Genomic DNA, 17,860 nt, shown 5'->3' with positions numbered 1-17,860 from the left:
ATACTTAATAACAATTATTCATGTATTTTAAAGTAAAGCTTCTTTTTTTTAGAATTCGATATTACCTATTTTTGAAAAACTAATGGTTTAAATGACAATTATGTACCAAGCAAAAGATACCAGATACGAAACCTTGCCATATCGCCGCTGTGGAAAAAGTGGCCTCATGTTACCGCCAATTTCTATTGGATTGTGGCATAATTTCGGCGATGTCGATGTTTTGGAAAACGGCAAGAAGATGCTACATACGGCTTTTGATAATGGGATTACCCATTTCGATTTAGCGAACAATTACGGACCGCCACCAGGTAGTGCCGAAACCAATTTTGGCCGTATTTTAAAAGATAGTTTTTTACCGTATCGCGACGAACTCATTATTTCCACAAAAGCAGGTTATACGATGTGGCCAGGACCTTATGGCGATTGGGGTTCTAAAAAATATTTGGTTTCCAGTCTGGATCAGAGTTTAAAACGTATGGGCTTGGACTATGTCGATATTTTTTACCATCATCGGCCAGATCCCAATACACCTTTGGAGGAAAGTATGGCTGCTCTGGATTTAATTGTACGTCAAGGAAAAGCCTTGTATGTGGGCTTGTCTAATTATTCGGCTGAAGATACTTTAAAAGCTTCAAAAATATTAAAAGCATTAGGGACAGCGTGTTTAATTCATCAGCCACGTTACAGCATGTTCGATCGTTCGGTGGAAGATGGCCTGTTGGATGTGTTAGGCGAGGAGGGGATTGGCTCTATTGTATTTTCACCCTTGGCACAAGGCTTGTTAACCAATAAGTATTTGAAGGGGATTCCAGAAGATTCTAGAGCGGCCAAATCTACAGGGTTTTTACAAAAAGATACTGTTACCGAAGCGGTTATAAATAAAGTGAAGAAATTGCATGAAATTGCTCATAATCGCAATCAGAGCTTGGCGCAAATGGCCGTTGCATGGTTGTTGAAAGACGAGCGTGTAACCTCGGTTTTAGTGGGTGTAAGTCGTGTAGAACAGCTTTTAGATAATTTGGATGCACTAGATAATTTGAAATTTTCAGACAGCGAATTAGAGCAAATAGAAACCGTTCTAAACTCGTAAAACTAATACTGTTTTAAACAGTCTCACGACTTTTTATTAGAAGCACTTAATTATTCAGCTATTTGATAGTAGAATATTAGATTAATCTAATGGCGTGTCTAGAGTGTTCCACCAATATTTTTTTAATAGTATTATACAAATTACTAAGAGCACTAAAGAAATATAAATGGGCTCAACCTGTTGGAAAATAATATACATGGGCAGGATAACAAGAACAGTTTGCGCCACTATACCTATAAAAACATTAAACATGTCGCGTTTAAAATGGGTGTTGGGTTTTAGGTTTTTATTTTCGGCTTGTAATTTATCTTGTATAGGTTTCCAAAATCCCCAAGGTCTTACATTGGTGTAAAACGATTTTAAGGTTGCTTCGTCTGTTGGTGGAGCCGCGTAAGTACCTATTAAGCATCCTAAAATGGAAGTTATTAATAATACGGGAAAGTAGTAAAGGTCTAAAACGCCATCTAAAATAGCAGGGAGTATTAACGCAGGGATCATACCAGCAACCATACCCCAAAAGAACCCTTGGCCATTAAAACGCCACCAGTGCCATTTTAAGACGTTGGCTACGACATAGCTGCCAAACAGAGCAGATACTAGCCATTGTAGAATAGAGTTTACATCTTCAACAAAAAATCCTAAAATAATACTTATGGTAACGACTAGAATACCAGAACCATAATTCATGAGTTTGATTTTTCCGGAAGTCACGTTAGTCGTACTGTATTTTAAATAAATATCGTTAATAAGGTAAGCTTGTGCAGCGTTTAAGGTGCCTGCAAAAGTAGACATGAATGCAGCAAGCAGGCCGGCTAATAAAAGTCCTAGTAACCCAACGGGAGCAAATTGTTTTATGGCCGAAGGTAAAATGAGTTCAAAGTCAATAGCTCCTGTAGCGGTTATTAAATCTAATTTGTCGTAATAAATCAGTGCTAGGGCGGCAAATCCCGCAATCATTAAATAGCGTATGGGCATTAAGACTACACTTACAAAACCGCTCATTTTTGAAGCATCAGCAGGCGATTTAGTCGATAATATTTTTTGCATATCGTAATTCGGTGCAGGACCAGCAAGACTAACTAGAACCCCTTTAAACACCATCATCATAAAGAAAATAGAAAACAAACTGTACCCGTCTGATTGAATTTTCTTGTTTACTTGAGGTATAATCTGGCTCCAGTCCATTTGTAATTCCCAGCCAAAAAAGGGAGACATCCAACCTTCGGGAACCAACAGGTTATGTTCGCTTACGGCATTAAAACCAATGTATGCGATTACCAAAGCCGAAATGGTCATGATAGCAAATTGTAGTACATCTGCCCAAACAATGCCCGACATGCCGCCTAAAAGGGAGTAGAATACGGCAAAAAGGGTGAAAATGATGCCGTAAAAATGAGGAACGTATTGCGCCGATACATTAAAAGGTACATAGCTGCTTACAATTTCCCAAGGCAAAAATATTTCTACAAATTTCCCAAGACCTATAAAACCATAAGCCAAAAAGCCAAGGCAACTTAAAAGGGCAAAAACGACTACAATAGTATGCGATAGTTTACCGCCTTTTCCGCTCCCAAAACGCGTTTGTATCCATTCGGCTCCTGTGGTAACGTTAGAGCGTCTTAACCATTTAGATAGGTAAACCATTAAGAAAATTTGATTAAAAACTGGCCACAGCCAAGGAATCCAGGCGCTTTTTATACCGTAAACAAACATAAGGGTAACCAGCCAAATGGTTCCAGAAATATCGAACATTCCCGAAGCGTTCGACAGACCAAGCATGTACCACGGTATAGATTTGCCACCTAATAAATAATCGTCAGTACTGCGCTGTGCGCGTTTTCTTAATACTAAGCCTATAATTATGGTGGAAACTAAATAAATTAAAATGATTGAAATGTCTATTCCTTTTAGCATTTGTGCCTGAAATTTAGAAGTGCAAATAATTTTTAAAAATAGAGCTTTTAAAAAGGAATAAAAATTTTTTAACTAAGAAGTGTTTTACTTAAAAAAGAAGTTGTCGTTGTAAAGGTTCATTACTGTTGAAATATAGGGTGTTAGTTTTTTTAGAAGATTGAAATTTTACAGTAGTTTCTCTTTTTTTATTCTTTAATTCTATAACTTTATAAACTAACTTTAAAAGCTATTAATTATGAAAAAAACAATAACTGGTATAAGTTTTGTGTTTGTGATGTTATTAACACTTGGTCTTCAGGCGCAAAATATTAAATTACCATCTCCAGATTTTTCAAAAGATATGTTGTCTGCTTTAAATCCAGGAAGCGATTTAGGATTGTCGTCCGATGTTAAGTCTAAAGTGGATAATGAAATCAAAAGTTTTGTAAATGATGTTGTAGGTATTATGGGAAGTTCGGATGATGACGAAACTAAAAAACTAAAAATCAATAACAGAAAAAAAGAACGCGATGGTATTTTGGGTTCGGCTTTTGGTAGCGATAATGCCTTGAAATCTTATAAAAAAGATTTAGAAAAACAGTTAAAGCCTTTTAAGCGAAAGTATAAAATGGCCAGTTGGATATTTTAAATAAAAAGCCCGTTGTAACATATTATTACAACGGGCTTTTTTATTAGAAAGAATACCATTAGTTTCCTTGAATGGCATCGTTTGTTTTGTCGGCAGCATCTTTTACAGCATCTTTGGTGTCTTTAGCGGCACCTTCAACAGCATCGGCAGCATCATCAATAGCGTCGCCTGTAGCATCTACGGCGTCGTCGATTGCATCTCCAGTAGCTTTTGCAGCATTATCCATAGCTTCACCAGCTTCATCTGCAGCGTGGTCTAAAGCATCTGCTGTATCTTCAGCAGTTTCTTTAATAGCATCTCCAGTAGCATCTGCAGCGTTTTCAACAGCATCTGCTGCGCTTTCAGATTTTTCTTTAACATCTCTACAAGAAGTAAAGGTGCTTCCTAAGGCTACTAATAAAGCTGTGCTTAAAAGTAATTTTTTCATAATTTAAGGTTTTTTAGTGTTATAATTAGTGTAACAAGTTACTAACTTCTTGATTAACTTGTTTTAAAAATGTTAATTATTTTAACATTTTTACTAATAATTGATTTTTAAACCTTATTTACGAAGAAAGTCTAGTATTTGGACGACAGAACCTTGATTGTTTTTAATGTAATTGGAGTTTTTATGGCCAGATTCTTCTCTAAAGTATTCGTTGTTAATGAGTTTGTCTAAAATAGAATTTAGTTCGGTTTGCGAAGAAATACTAAACATACCCTTTTGGGCAATCATGGCTTTAGCTTCGGGGAATTTTTGGTAATGCGATCCAATAATTATTGGGCAACCAAAAACTGCCGGTTCCAGGGTATTATGCAGACCTGTTGTGCCAACGGCTCCTCCAACATAAGCGATATTAGCGTAATTGTATATTTTAGTTAAAAGTCCAATCGTGTTAATTATAAGTACTTTGGCTTGGATCAGCGTGGCGCTGTTCATCTCGGAATACAACACACTTTGCACGTTTAAACTATTTTGTAAATGCTGTATTTGGTTGCTTTTAATATTATGGGGAGCAATAATGTATTTTACAGCGTTGTTTTTGTTTTGATTGATATAATGAATTAAAAATGCCTCGTCTTCGGGCCAAGTACTTCCGGCAACAACACAAATGTTATTCTGTTTAAAGGTTTTTATAAACTCTAAAGTATTGTCTGTTTGTAATTGATTGGAAACACGATCGAACCGCGTATCTCCAGAAACAGTAACTGCATTATAATTGATGGATTTTAAAAGTGATTTTGAAGCTTCATCTTGAGTGAAAATGTGTGAGAACCCGAATAATGCGTCTCGCATAAATTTACCATAGCCTTTAAAATACGATTGGTTTTTTCTAAATAAGGCAGAAATTAAAATAGCGTTTCTGTTTTGGGTTTTAAGGGTTAAAAGATAATTTGGCCAAATATCGTATTTAACAAAAACGGTAAGTTCTGGTTTTACAGCATTAATAAAACGCTTTGCATTGTATGGGGTGTCTAGTGGTAAGTAAACCACGCAATCTGCAACCGGCGCGTTTTTTCTGATTTCGTAACCAGATGGCGAAAAAAAGGTGAGTACTACTTTGTGTTTGGGGTATATTTTTTTTAATTCGTTAAACACAGGCAATCCTTGTTCGTATTCGCCTAAAGAGGCACAATGAAACCAAAGTGTAAGGTCTGATGGTTGTAGGTGTTTCGCTAAAATGGTAAATGTTTGTTTGCGCCCATCTACACCTTGTTTTATTTTGGTGTTAAAAAGCGCTACGACTTTAAGCAGGTATTTGGCAGCAAAAATGCTTAAATTATAAACAATCTTCAAAATCCTTAGTTTCTAGCAAAAATACATTTCTTATCTAGATTTTCATTGGTTAGCGTTGCTGAATTTTGTAATTTCGTTAGCTTGATATCCAGTACGGATTTTTTAATTTATAGTTCGGTAGTAATACGTTACGGACTTTAATTTCTTTCACATGAAAAATATTCAAATGGTTGATCTTAAAGGTCAATATAAAAAAATAGAAGCCGTTGTAAATGCTTCTATTTTAGAAGTTTTAGATACAACAGCATTTATAAATGGCCCAAAAGTTAACGCGTTTCAGAAGAATTTAGAAACCTATTTAGGTGTAAAGCACGTTATTCCTTGTGCCAATGGTACAGATGCTTTACAGATTGCCATGATGGGCTTAGGTTTAAAGCCAGGCGACGAGGTAATTACCGCCGATTTTACTTTTGCAGCTACAGTAGAGGTTATTGCGCTTTTACAGCTTACGCCAGTTTTGGTTGATGTAGAACCAGATACTTTTAATATAGATGTTGAAGCCATTAAAAAGGCTATTACCCCAAAAACAAAAGCGATAGTGCCGGTGCATTTATTTGGACAATGTGCCAATATGGAAGCTATTATGGAGATAGCCAATGCTCATAATTTATACGTTATTGAAGATAATGCGCAGGCAATAGGCGCCAATTTTACGTATATTAACGGAGATAAGAAAAAAGCTGGTACAATTGGTCATGCTGGTTCTACATCGTTTTTCCCTTCAAAAAATTTAGGATGTTATGGCGATGGTGGTGCTATTTTTACTAACGATGACGATTTGGCACATACCATTCGAGGAATTGTAAATCACGGAATGTACGAACGCTATCATCACGATGTTGTTGGGGTGAATTCTAGGTTAGATTCCATTCAAGCTGCTGTTTTAGAGGCTAAATTACCGCATTTAGATGCTTACAATGCAGCGCGAATAGCTGCCGCCAATAAATACGATGATGCTTTCAAAGACGAAGATAAAATTACTGTGCCGTTTAGAAATGGTAGTGAAGATAACCATGTTTTCCACCAGTACACGTTAAAAGTTACGGGCGTAGATCGCGATGCTTTGGTAAAACATTTAAATGAAAATGGGATACCATGTGGCGTGTATTACCCGATTCCTTTACATAAACAAAAAGCGTATACAGACGAGCGATATAATGAAGCCGATTTTAAAGTAACAAATCAATTAGTTAAAGAGGTGATATCGTTGCCTATGCATACCGAGCTTGATGATGAACAAATTGATTTTATAACAACAACAATTAAAACATTCATAAATGAGTAAAGTATTAGTAACTGGGGGTCTAGGTTTTATAGGCTCTCATACGGTTGTAGAACTTCAAAATGAAGGATTTGAAGTTGTTATAATAGATAATCTTTCAAATTCATCTATCAAAGTATTAGATGGTATTACTGCCATAACAGGAAAAAAGCCAATTTTCGAAGAGTTGGATTTAAGAGATAAGGCAGGGGTACAGCAATTTTTTAAGACTCATAACGATGTAAAAGGCGTGATTCATTTTGCGGCAAGTAAAGCTGTTGGCGAAAGTGTGGAAAATCCATTGTTGTATTACGAAAACAATATAAATACGTTGGTTTATGTGCTTCAGGAATTAGATAAGTTAAAAGATGCCAATTTTATTTTTAGCTCATCTTGTACCGTATATGGCCAGGCCGATGAATTGCCTATAACCGAAAATGCACCTGTAAAACCAGCAGAATCGCCTTATGGTAATACTAAGCAAATAGGTGAAGAAATTATAAAAGATAGTTGTCGAGTTATACCGCATTTAAAAGCAATAGCATTGCGTTATTTTAACCCGATTGGGGCTCACGAAACCGCGTTAATTGGAGAGTTGCCAATAGGTGTGCCTCAAAATTTAGTACCTTTTATTACGCAAACTGCTGTAGGTTTACGAGAGCAATTATCGGTGTTTGGAGACGATTATCCGACAGTCGATGGTACTTGTATTCGCGATTATATTCACGTAGTCGATTTGGCAAAAGCGCACGTTGTGGCTTTACAACGCTTGTTAGGTAATAAAAACGAGACAAATTACGAAGTGTTTAATTTAGGTACAGGCACAGGAAGCTCGGTGTTAGAAGTGATTAAATCTTTCGAACGTGTTTCTGGAGAAACTTTAAATTATAAAATTGCACCACGCCGGGCAGGCGATGTTATTGCAGCTTATGCGCAAACCGATAAAGCTAACGATGTATTAGGATGGAAATCTGAATTATCTTTAGATGACGCCATGCGTTCTGCTTGGAAATGGGAGCAAAGCATTAGAAAAAGTTAAATTAAGTAAGTGTTAATTTTGTTAAAACCTTCATTGCAAATTGATGTAATGGAGGTTTTTTTATGTCTGTTTTTAAACGAAAAGCCCCTAATTTCTGCGGTACTTTTATCAGAAAAGTAGGTGAAAGATTCTTATTGAAACAAGAAAATCGTTGTTAAATGCTTAATTATAAGGTTAAACCGTGGGGTTTTGCTTCAATTTCTTGGGCTTGTCAATCTATTTAAGTAATTTCGGATGAAATGATAAATGATATTATGAAACTGATAACAGTAAAACGGGAAACCAAAGACGAAAAACGATTCACACCAAAAATGGGTGAATTAATTACAAAAGTCACTTACATTAAAATGCAATTTTTGAGTGTGCCTTTTAAAACGCTTCACAAATATAGGGAAACCTATTATGGTGAAATTAAAGATTGTGCAGATTGCCGCTTACAAGCTTGATAATAAAAAAAGTCCCCGAAATATTTCGGGGACTTTTCAATTATAAGAGTTTCTGAAAATTATGTTGTTGTAGCTTTCTTCGATTTAAAATTGGTGTATAATAATAGTCCCATGCCTAGCATAACGGACATATCTGCGACATTAAAAACGCCAGTTTTAAAAATGCCGCCCAAGTCTATATGAAGAAAATCGGTTACCGAGCCGTAAACAATTCTATCGTATACATTGGCTATTCCGCCTCCAATAATACATGCAAAAGCAAATGTAGATAGTTTATCTAACGCGGTGTTGCTAAGAATGTAATAGGTAACATAACCCAAAACCAAAATGGGTAAGGCTAATAAAAATATACTTTTTAAAGTTGGATTTAAATTGCTGCCTAGACTTAAAAAAGCACCTGTGTTTTCTACATTGGTTAAAATAAATTTATCGCCAATAAGTTCTGTGGTTTTATAAGGCGTAACATATTGTCTTACTAAGACTTTAGAAATTTGGTCTAGTGCAATGTTTACAACTATAATTGAAATTATAGATAAGGTTCTAGAAAATTTCATGTATTATGCTTCGGTTTCAAAAGTAGCAGAGCTAGTTTGTGCGTCTCTGTTTATCTTTTTTACTAATCCTTGTAACACTTTTCCTGGGCCAACTTCAATAAATTCTGTAGCGCCGTCGGCAATCATTTGTTGCACGGATTGCGTCCATTTTACAGGCGATGTTAATTGAGAAATTAAATTGGCTTGTATTTCATTTTTATCTGTTACCGCACTGGCCGTTACATTTTGATATACAGGACAATTTGGAGTGTTAAAAGTTGTGTTTTGTATTGCAGTTGCTAATTCTTCGCGGGCAGGTTCCATCATAGGAGAGTGAAATGCACCACCAACAGGCAGTACTAATGCGCGTTTTGCTCCAGCTTCTTTTAAAGCTTCGCAAGCTTTGTTAATGGCTTCTACTTCTCCAGAGATTACCAATTGTCCTGGGCAATTGTAGTTTGCTGCAACTACAACACCATCTATAGCAGCACAAATATCTTCTACGATAGTATCGTCTAAGCCTAAAACAGCAGCCATAGTACTTGGTGTAATTTCGCAAGCTTTTTGCATGGCTAAGGCACGTTGGTATACTAGTTTTAATCCGTCTTCGAAATTTAAGGCACCAGAAGCTACTAGGGCAGAAAATTCGCCTAAAGAATGTCCTGCAACCATGTCTGGTTTAAAGTTTTCGCCTAAACTTTTTGCTAAAATTACAGAGTGTAAAAAAATAGCGGGTTGGGTTACTTTGGTTTGTTTTAGTTCTTCTGCTGTACCTTCAAACATAACGTCTGTAATGCTAAACCCCAGTATATCGTTAGCTTTTTCGAAGAGTTCTTGTGCTAATGGAACGTTTTGGTATAAGTCTAAGCCCATACCTGTAAATTGTGCGCCCTGTCCAGGGAAAATATATGCGTTCATAAGTTTTATTTTAAATGGCAAAAATAGTAATATTAAATAAAATAGGGCAGATGTTATAAGTCGTTGTTAGTGATGTTTTTAATAACTCTGGCCGGATTTCCTGCAATAACAACATCATCAGGAAAGCTTTTAGTTACTACAGACCCAGCACCAACCACTACATTATTGCCAAGAGTAACGCCTGGGCAAATGGTGCTGTTACCGCCAATCCAAACATTATTCCCGATAGTTATGGGTTTGCCTAATTCCTTACCACTGTTTCTGGATTTAGCGTCTATAGGATGGGTTGCGGAGTAAAGCTGAACATTGGGAGCAAACATAACATTATCGCCAATAGTTACTGTGGCTACATCCAGAATACAACATCCGTAGTTCATAAAAACACGATTTCCAGCCTTAATGTTAGAGCCATAATCGCAGTGAAAAGGAGGTTCTATACATAAATCCTGTCCTGCTTCGATTAAACTATTATAAAGCGCGTCGCGTTCTGCTCTGTCGGCCTCGGTAAGGGCATTTGCTTTTTGAAATGTAAGTCGAGCGTGGTATCGCGCTTTTGTAAGTTCGGGATCGGACGGATTGTACATTAATCCTGCTAACATTTTTTCTTTTTCTGTCATGATGTTAAATCGTAAAGTTAAAAGTTTTGAATTGCAGCTTCGGCACAACGTTCGCCATCCATGGCTGCAGAAATAATACCGCCAGCATACCCACCACCTTCGCCACAAGGGAATAAGTTGGTGATTTGTGGATGCGCTAACCGTGTGTTTCTTGGAATGCTAATTGGCGATGAGGTTCTGGATTCTACACCTATAACATTTGCTTCGGCAGTGTAGTAGCCCTTCATTTTTTGTCCGAAAGCTTCAAATCCTTTACGCAAACTTTTCCCAATTAATTTGGGTAAAATAGAATGTAAGGGTACGCTTTTAATACCAGGTTGGTACGATGTAGGGTTCAAACCTGTAGATAGTCTGCCTTCTACAAAATCTGTTAAGCGTTGTGCTGGCGCAACTTGACTTTTTCCTCCAGAAACGAAGGCTAGTTTTTCTAAATCTTTTTGGTATTCTAAAGCTTTTAGCGGACCAAGATGATCGTATTTATATAAATCTTTTTCGGCATTAATTTCTACAACGATTCCCGAATTGGCAAATTCGTTATTGCGCTTAGATGGGGACATGCCGTTAACCACAACTTCGCCATTGGCGGTTGCTGCGGGAACAATAAATCCGCCTGGGCACATACAGAAAGAATAAACGCCACGTTGGTTAACTTGCTGTACTAAACTGTAAGATGCCGCAGGTAAAAGTTCATGTCTATCTCCCGAGCAATGGTATTGAATAGAATCGATGATGTGCTGTGGGTGTTCTACACGTACTCCCATAGCAAACGACTTGGCTTCGATGTCGATGTTTTTTTTGTGTAGCAAATAAAAAATATCTCTAGCCGAGTGCCCAGTGGCTAAAATAACTTTGTTAACGGGCATTTCGGAGCCGTTTTGAATCTGTATGGCAGTAATGTTATTATTAGAAATTTTGAAATCGCTAACACGAGATTCAAAATGCACTTCGCCTCCATATTTTAAAATCGTTTCTCGAATATTCTGAACAACCTTAGGGAGTTTGTTGGTGCCAATATGCGGATGGGCATCTATTAAGATTTGTGGTGTAGCACCATGATATACCAAGTTTTCGAAAATGCGTCTAACATCGCCTCGCTTTAAACTTCGGGTGTACAATTTTCCGTCGGAATACGTACCAGCTCCACCTTCGCCAAAGCAATAATTAGAATCTTCGTTAACGTCGTGAAACTGATTAATGGCTCTTAAATCTCGACGTCTGTCCTGTACGTTTTTACCGCGTTCTAAAACAATAGGTTTGTAGCCTAATTCTATACAACGCAAGGCGGCATACATGCCCGCTGGACCAAAACCGATAATGTGAACAGATTTGGCTTTAGTAACATCTTGATAATTGAAATTATAAGTTGACGTTTCTGGAAGCTCTTCATGTATAAATACAGCTACTTTATAGTTGAATATAATATTGGGTTTTCTAGCATCGATAGATTTTCGAAGAACTTTTATACCTGTTATATCCGATGTCGAAAGGTGTAATAATTGTGCTGCTTTTAGCTGCAAAATATTTTTTTGCGAGGCTTCTTCTTGTAAAGACACACGCAGTTGCACTTCTTTTATCATGGTGCAAATTTACTTAAAATTTGAACGCATTATAGCATTATTATATTAAGTGCTACTATTTTGTAGGTGTCTGTAAATTGTTAAAGATTACTGTCTTTCGTAGGTAATGAACGAATAATCGTGGTCGTTATTTTCGTCTTTTGGATGAAATGTTTTAGAAGTTTCTTTCCAGTGGTTTACATCTACTTCTGGGAAAAACGTATCAGCATCAAAAGTGTCGTGTACTCGGGTTAATTCAATTTTGTCTGCAAAAGGCAAAGCTTGTTTGTAAATTTCGCCACCACCAATTATAAAAGGCTGCTTGTCTTCTAAAGCCGCATCTAAGGCATCGGCAATGTTATGTACAACAATTACACCATGTGGCACTTTGTAATTGCTTTGATTGGTAATTACTATATGGGTGCGGTTAGGTAAGGGTTTGGGGAAACTTTCAAAGGTTTTTCTACCCATTATAATGCAATGTCCAGAGGTTAGTGTTTTAAAACGTTGTAAGTCGTCTCGTAAATGCCAAATTAAGGTATTGTCTTTACCAATGGCATTATTTTCTGCTACAGCAGCTATAATGGTTACCGTTTTATTGATCTTCAGCTTTTTTTTTTCAGGCGTTTTTAGCTCAGGTGCATTTATCTGGTGCTTTTGTTCTAGCTTAGTGATGCCTTCTTTTTGTTTGGCTACTAACTTGTCTAGTTGTTGTTGCTCCCAATCTGCCCCCATAAATTTATTAACCACAAAAACATTAAACGCATGGTATAGTAACAACAACAGCCAAAAGCCAACCACAAATACAAACCAATCTACATTTAAAGGTCTAAAAGTTTCGGCAACATGCAGCCCTAAATTAACAACAATTAGTGCTACCGAACCAATTAAGAACAATATAAAATGCGTATATAAACGCTTTTTTTGTTTTATGCGTTTTTGGGCGTTTTTAATAAGCTCTAATTGTTCTTTATCTATTTGGGGCGTGTTTTTTTTGTTTCCGAACATATGCTTAGTTGTTAGTTAAGTAAAGTTACTATTTTCTTCATTATTTTTAATGGAAATTGTAAAAATGATGCTTTAAGGACTTTGTTTTTTTGATAAATTTAAAAAAATGATATTCAAATTTTAAGACATTAAATTTAAATGAATTCATTTTTAAGAAAACGATAATTATTTGTCTTGTAGTGTGTTAAATCGCTTCGGCGTGTTAAACTTTTGTATTTTTGTAAGAAATTTAAATTAAAATAATATGGCAATTTCTAAGCAATATTTAAAAAGTAAACCAGTATGTAAAGTTACATTTACTGTTCCTGCCGAAGATGCAGAACAAGTAGTGGTTGTAGGAAGTTTTAACGGTTGGAATCCAGAAGCGGAACCATTAAAAAAGCTGAAAAATGGTACCTTTAAAGGGGTGTTAAGTTTAGATAAGGATGCGTCTTACGAATTCCGGTATTTAATAGACGGAAGTTATGCCAACGAAGCCGAAGCCGACGGTCAAGTGTGGAACGATTTTGCAGGTGCAGAAAATAGTGTGTTAACCGTATAAAAAAAGCATTTCAATTTTAAATTGAAATGCTTTTTTTTAAATAGCTACTGTACCCTTAATATGAGGGTGCGGATTGTAATCTAGTAATGTAAAGTCTTCGAATTTAAAATCGAAAATATCTTTTATTTCTGGATTTAGCACCATTTTAGGTAACGGTCTTGGCGATCTAGAAAGTTGTAGTTCTAATTGCTCAAAATGGTTGCTGTAAATATGGGCGTCACCAAAAGTGTGTATAAATTCTCCTGCTTTATAGCCACAAACTTGCGCCACCATCATGGTTAACAAGGCATAAGATGCAATGTTAAAAGGGACTCCTAAAAAGATGTCGGCACTGCGTTGGTATAATTGGCAAGATAATTTGCCATTTGCGACGTAAAATTGAAAAAAAGCATGGCACGGTGGTAGTGCAGCTTTGCCATTTGCAACATTGTCTGCAAAAGATTTAGAAGTATCTGGCAATACCGAAGGATTCCAAGCCGATACCAACATACGTCTGCTGTTCGGGTTGGTTTTTAAGGTTTCAATAATATCTTTAATTTGGTCGATTTCATCACTGTTCCAATTTCTCCATTGGTGTCCGTAAACAGGGCCTAAATCGCCATTGTCATCAGCCCATTCATTCCAAATTTTTACACCGTTTGAGGTTAAATATTCAATATTGGTGTCGCCTTTCAAAAACCATAATAGTTCGTAAATAATAGACTTTAAGTGAAGTTTCTTAGTAGTAACCATAGGGAAGCCTTCACTTAAATCGAAACGCATCTGGTAACCAAAAACACTTTTTGTGCCTGTACCAGTACGATCTCCTTTTTCATTTCCGTTTTCTAAAACGTGTTTTACAAGGTCTAAATATTGTTTCATGCCATCGTCTTTTTCTGTGGGTAAAAGTACAGAATACGTCTGTTAATTTTGGTGGGCAATGTCTTAAAAATCAGAAAAGTTATTAACGGGCCGTTAAATAAGTAATACGCAGCTTAATACTAAAATGGATAAGCAGCTTACCCAATAATCATTCCAGCAATGGTGGCCGATAAGAGTGAAGCTACGGTACCGCCTATTAAAGCGCGAATGCCGAATTCTGATAAAGTTTTACGTTTACCAGGTGCTAAAGAACCAATACCTCCAATTTGAATACCAATAGAAGCAAAATTAGCAAATCCACAAAGCATATAGGTAGCCATGATTACAGATTTTTCGAATTTAAAATGTATTGGGTTGGCCATGTTTTTAAGTTCTGCAAGTTGTATGTAACCCACAAATTCGCTAGCGGCAAGTTTAATACCTAATAGTTGCCCCATAAGCGCCATGTCTTCTTTCGCTACACCAATAATCCACATTAAAGGCGAAAATACATAACCTAAAATAAACTCTAAAGAGAAAGCGGTGTATGGTGTGTGCGTGGCAATCCAATGGTTTAATTGGCCTAAATTGCCCAGTTTGCCAAAACCATAATTTATCATGGCAATAAAGGCAACAAACACTAAAAGCATGGCTCCTACATTGGCGGCCAATTTAAGGCCTTCTGTCGTTCCGTTGGCAATAGCATCCAGAATGTTAGATCCGATATGGTCTTGAGAGACTTCTACTGTTGCATTAATTTTTTCTTGTTGCGGATAGAGTAATTTTGAAATTACTATAGCTCCAGGAGCAGCCATGACAGAAGCGGTGAGTAAGTGTTTGGCATAAAATATTTTTAAAGCTTGGTCTTCGCCTCCTAAAAAGCCAATGTAAGCCGCCAAAACACCACCAGCAACAGTAGCCATACCGCCAACCATTACCAGTAAGATTTCAGATTTTGTCATGCGTTCTAAATACGCTTTAATCATTAAAGGAGCTTCTGTTTGTCCTAGAAAAATATTACCGGCAACACTCAAGCTTTCTGCACCAGAAATCCCCATGAGTTTTGTTAATACCCAAGCCATACCTTTAACTACAACTTGTATAACCCCTAAGTAGAATAGTACTGATGTTAATGCAGAAAAAAAGATGATGGTAGGTAAAATTTGAAACACAAAAATAAACCCAAAACTATCAACATTCATTAAACCACCGAGAAGGAATTCGCTTCCTGCCTGAGTAAATTCTAAAATTTTCACAAAAATTTTCCCAACAAATTCAAAAGCATTCTGAACGATACCGATTTTTAAAACACCAATGGCTAAAATAATTTGTGCACCTAAGCCAATACCTATGGTTTTCCAATTTATGGCCTTTTTATTGGCGCTAAGTAAAAAACAAATCACCAACAAAACGCACATGCCTAATAGCCCACGTAACACACTTTTTGTAGAAAACCCTTGGCTGGGTATAATTGTATTTTGTGGTGCAGTAGCAATATCGCTTGGCCGATTGCTAATAGGTGTTTTAAAGGCGTAGGTTGTTAATTTATCAGATAGAACAAGAGTAGAGTCTGTGTGTTCTGTAATCTTATAATGTTTAATGTCTGCTTTAGGAGCGTTGTAATAAAACACCAATAATTTGTTCTGGATCATATAGTCTCCAGAAATTGAAACACTATCTTGATGTTTTTGTTTAATATAAAACTCACCGTCTTTTAGCCGAAGCGATGCTATGTTGTTAACGGAATCTTGAGCTGTAGAGGTTGTTTGGTCTAAGCTCCATAATTTTTCTATACTTTGCGCAAAAGCTGAATGTAATAAGCCAAAAAATAAAAAGGTAAGGGCGAATAAACAGTGTTTCATGCGCAATGGTAGTTGATGGGGTTAGCGTTTAGAAATTTCGTCTCGAATTTTTGCAGCTTTCTCGTAATCTTCGTTGGTCACGGCTTCGTCGAGCAAACGGTTGAGTTCTTCAAGCGTTTTGCCTTTGTAATCTTCCTGATGTATTGGGGTTTCTGCATCTTCGGTAACCAAATCTTCTACTAATACATCTGGTTGATGCTCCTGATCTTTCTCTGGATTGACCTTTAAATAAATCCCTGCTTTATCAAGAATATTTTTGTAGGTAAAAATAGGTGCTTGAAAACGCAAGGCCAATGCTATGGCATCGCTAGTTCTGGCATCTATAATTTCTTCAATTTTATCGCGTTCGCAGATCAGGCTCGAATAAAATACACCATCTACAAGTTTATGTATAATAACTTGTTTAACGGTTATGTCGAATCGGTCTGAGAAATTTTTAAATAAATCGTGCGTTAATGGTCTTGGAGGTCGAATTTCTTTTTCTAAAGCTATGGCAATAGATTGCGCTTCGAATGCTCCAATTACAATAGGTAGCTTACGGTCTCCGTCTACTTCGTTGAGAATTAATGCGTAAGCGCCGTTTTGTGTTTGGCTGTAAGAAATTCCTTTTATATTAAGTCTAACTAAGCTCATAAATTAAAAACACAAAAGACTGTTTAAATTAGGACTTTACCAAACCTATTTAATTTTTTTTGTTAAAATTAGGATTAAAATAGGTGAACTCCTTAAAATCTTAGATTTAAAATTAGAAGGGTAGGAGTCTTTTAAACAGTCTTTTTTATAACTACAAGTTAATAAAAAATTAAGCGTTTTGAGCTTTAAATGCTTTTAATTTTTCAATTAATGCCGGTACTACTTCAAAGGCATCGCCAACTACACCGTAGTCTGCTGCTTTAAAGAAAGGTGCTTCCGGATCGGTGTTTATAACCACTTTCACTTTAGATGCGTTAATACCTGCTAAATGTTGTATGGCACCAGAAATACCAATGGCAATGTATAAATTGGCGGCTACAGGTTTACCTGTTTGTCCTACGTGTTCGCCATGAGGTCTCCAGCCTAAATCTGAAACAGGCTTAGAACAGGCGGTTGCAGCACCCAAAACATCGGCTAATTCTTCAATCATGCCCCAATTTTCAGGCCCCTTTAATCCGCGACCACCCGATACTACTATTTCGGCATCTGCAATCGTTACCTTATCTGTGGCTTTGTCTACAGATTCTACATGTACTCCATTATCTAAAATAGAAGGTGAGAATTCTGTTACCTCGGCAGTTGTTGAGTTTTCTTTTAAACCAAAAGCGTTTTTAGAAAGACCTACCAATTTAACTTCTGTACTAATGCTGGTTTCGTTAAATGCTTTGTTGGTAAATGCTGTGCGTTTTACAGTAAACGGATTTACGCTAGATGGTGCTGCAACAACGTTAGAAGCATAGCCTGCTTTTAACGCAACAGCTAGTAGCGGTGCTAAATATTTACTGTCGGCACTAGAGCTAACAATTACCACTTTGGCTTGTTCTTGTTCGGCTGCCTGCTTAATGACATCGGCATAGGTTTTGGCGTTAAAAGTGTTAAGTGCATCGTTTTTTACCTGTAATACATTCGAAACGCCATAAGTGCCCAATGCAGAAGCATCGTTAGCATTTATTGCAATGGCGGTAACGGTTGTACCTAATTGGTCGGCAACAGTTTTTGCGTAAGACGCCACCTCAAAAGCTATTTTTTTAAATTGTCCTTGTTCGGATTCTGTATATACTAAAACTGACATGTTTTTATGGTTTAGCATGTTTAAAGATTAAACATGTGTACTGTTAATAATTGATTTTTTTAATG

At 36.6% G+C, this 17,860-nt stretch carries 18 protein-coding genes; 6 read left to right on the top strand and 12 right to left on the bottom strand.

Annotated elements, in window-relative coordinates; translation table 11 throughout:
• Window positions 1-100: 100 nt before the first annotated feature.
• Window positions 101-1,090 (top strand): L-glyceraldehyde 3-phosphate reductase, encoded by a 990-nt coding sequence (gene mgrA / locus ACR9EA_RS14555; protein WP_435134616.1) that lies wholly within the window; start codon window positions 101-103, stop codon window positions 1,088-1,090.
• Between the two features lie 81 nt (window positions 1,091-1,171).
• Here mgrA and ACR9EA_RS14550 read toward each other — a convergent pair whose 3' ends face one another.
• Complete coding sequence (locus ACR9EA_RS14550) at window positions 1,172-3,004, bottom strand: sodium:solute symporter family protein (RefSeq protein WP_435134613.1); 1,833 nt, start codon at window positions 3,002-3,004, stop codon at window positions 1,172-1,174.
• A gap of 235 nt (window positions 3,005-3,239) precedes the next feature.
• Here ACR9EA_RS14550 and ACR9EA_RS14545 point away from each other — a divergent pair, with 235 nt between their 5' ends.
• Window positions 3,240-3,632, top strand: coding sequence for a hypothetical protein (locus ACR9EA_RS14545; protein ID WP_435134611.1), 393 nt, complete (start codon window positions 3,240-3,242; stop codon window positions 3,630-3,632).
• A gap of 58 nt (window positions 3,633-3,690) precedes the next feature.
• On the opposite strand, the gene ACR9EA_RS14540 is transcribed toward ACR9EA_RS14545, so the two are convergent.
• Window positions 3,691-4,059 carry a hypothetical protein gene (locus ACR9EA_RS14540; protein ID WP_435134608.1) on the bottom strand — a complete coding sequence of 123 codons (369 nt, stop codon included), beginning with the start codon at window positions 4,057-4,059 and terminating at the stop codon, window positions 3,691-3,693.
• Window positions 4,060-4,173: 114 nt separating this feature from the next.
• Window positions 4,174-5,409 (bottom strand): 3-deoxy-D-manno-octulosonic acid transferase, encoded by a 1,236-nt coding sequence (locus ACR9EA_RS14535; RefSeq protein WP_435134606.1) that lies wholly within the window; start codon window positions 5,407-5,409, stop codon window positions 4,174-4,176.
• A gap of 151 nt (window positions 5,410-5,560) precedes the next feature.
• Here ACR9EA_RS14535 and ACR9EA_RS14530 point away from each other — a divergent pair, with 151 nt between their 5' ends.
• The 3 genes from ACR9EA_RS14530 (at window position 5,561) to ACR9EA_RS14520 (ending at window position 8,155) form a co-directional block, all read left to right on the top strand.
• Window positions 5,561-6,694 (top strand): DegT/DnrJ/EryC1/StrS family aminotransferase, encoded by a 1,134-nt coding sequence (locus ACR9EA_RS14530; protein ID WP_435134603.1) that lies wholly within the window; start codon window positions 5,561-5,563, stop codon window positions 6,692-6,694.
• Window positions 6,687-7,709 carry a UDP-glucose 4-epimerase GalE gene (gene galE / locus ACR9EA_RS14525; RefSeq protein WP_435134601.1) on the top strand — a complete coding sequence of 341 codons (1,023 nt, stop codon included), beginning with the start codon at window positions 6,687-6,689 and terminating at the stop codon, window positions 7,707-7,709. The genes ACR9EA_RS14530 and galE overlap by 8 nt, the downstream gene beginning before the upstream one ends.
• A gap of 254 nt (window positions 7,710-7,963) precedes the next feature.
• Window positions 7,964-8,155, top strand: coding sequence for a hypothetical protein (locus ACR9EA_RS14520; RefSeq protein ID WP_435134598.1), 192 nt, complete (start codon window positions 7,964-7,966; stop codon window positions 8,153-8,155).
• 59 nt (window positions 8,156-8,214) lie between these two features.
• On the opposite strand, the gene lspA is transcribed toward ACR9EA_RS14520, so the two are convergent.
• From lspA to ACR9EA_RS14495, 5 genes are all read right to left on the bottom strand, one after another.
• Window positions 8,215-8,709 carry a signal peptidase II gene (gene lspA / locus ACR9EA_RS14515; RefSeq protein ID WP_435134595.1) on the bottom strand — a complete coding sequence of 165 codons (495 nt, stop codon included), beginning with the start codon at window positions 8,707-8,709 and terminating at the stop codon, window positions 8,215-8,217.
• A 3-nt stretch (window positions 8,710-8,712) separates the two neighbouring features.
• The gene (gene fabD / locus ACR9EA_RS14510; RefSeq protein ID WP_435134592.1) at window positions 8,713-9,606 is read right to left on the bottom strand and encodes an ACP S-malonyltransferase; all 894 of its coding nucleotides are present in this window, start codon (window positions 9,604-9,606) and stop codon (window positions 8,713-8,715) included.
• A 53-nt stretch (window positions 9,607-9,659) separates the two neighbouring features.
• Window positions 9,660-10,223, bottom strand: coding sequence for a sugar O-acetyltransferase (locus ACR9EA_RS14505; protein ID WP_435134590.1), 564 nt, complete (start codon window positions 10,221-10,223; stop codon window positions 9,660-9,662).
• Between the two features lie 17 nt (window positions 10,224-10,240).
• A complete protein-coding gene (locus ACR9EA_RS14500; protein WP_435134587.1) occupies window positions 10,241-11,800 on the bottom strand; it encodes an NAD(P)/FAD-dependent oxidoreductase in 1,560 nt (519 codons plus the stop codon).
• An 87-nt stretch (window positions 11,801-11,887) separates the two neighbouring features.
• Window positions 11,888-12,787: a dihydrofolate reductase gene (locus tag ACR9EA_RS14495; RefSeq protein ID WP_435134584.1), complete on the bottom strand. Its 900-nt coding sequence runs from the start codon at window positions 12,785-12,787 to the stop codon at window positions 11,888-11,890.
• Window positions 12,788-13,031: 244 nt separating this feature from the next.
• On the opposite strand from ACR9EA_RS14495, the gene ACR9EA_RS14490 reads away from it, so the two are divergent.
• On the top strand, window positions 13,032-13,328 hold the full coding sequence (locus tag ACR9EA_RS14490; RefSeq protein WP_435134582.1) for an isoamylase early set domain-containing protein: 297 nt from the start codon (window positions 13,032-13,034) through the stop codon (window positions 13,326-13,328).
• Window positions 13,329-13,364: 36 nt separating this feature from the next.
• Here the strand turns inward: ACR9EA_RS14490 and ACR9EA_RS14485 are convergent, their stop codons facing one another.
• The 4 genes from ACR9EA_RS14485 to ACR9EA_RS14470 all read right to left on the bottom strand — a co-directional run bounded on the left by ACR9EA_RS14485 (window position 13,365) and on the right by ACR9EA_RS14470 (window position 17,795).
• Window positions 13,365-14,189 carry a thymidylate synthase gene (locus ACR9EA_RS14485; protein WP_435134579.1) on the bottom strand — a complete coding sequence of 275 codons (825 nt, stop codon included), beginning with the start codon at window positions 14,187-14,189 and terminating at the stop codon, window positions 13,365-13,367.
• A gap of 137 nt (window positions 14,190-14,326) precedes the next feature.
• The gene (locus tag ACR9EA_RS14480) at window positions 14,327-16,030 is read right to left on the bottom strand and encodes a NupC/NupG family nucleoside CNT transporter (RefSeq protein ID WP_435134576.1); all 1,704 of its coding nucleotides are present in this window, start codon (window positions 16,028-16,030) and stop codon (window positions 14,327-14,329) included.
• 21 nt (window positions 16,031-16,051) lie between these two features.
• Window positions 16,052-16,663, bottom strand: a complete 612-nt coding sequence (locus ACR9EA_RS14475; RefSeq protein WP_435134574.1) for a bifunctional nuclease domain-containing protein — start codon at window positions 16,661-16,663, stop codon at window positions 16,052-16,054.
• Window positions 16,664-16,832: 169 nt separating this feature from the next.
• Complete coding sequence (locus ACR9EA_RS14470) at window positions 16,833-17,795, bottom strand: electron transfer flavoprotein subunit alpha/FixB family protein (protein ID WP_435134571.1); 963 nt, start codon at window positions 17,793-17,795, stop codon at window positions 16,833-16,835.
• Window positions 17,796-17,860 lie beyond the last annotated feature (65 nt).

Source organism: Formosa sp. A9 (assembly GCF_051200825.1).
Classification (GTDB): domain Bacteria; phylum Bacteroidota; class Bacteroidia; order Flavobacteriales; family Flavobacteriaceae; genus Formosa.
Note: the sequence above shows the minus strand (reverse complement) of the source record. Positions and strands in the feature narration are given on the sequence as shown.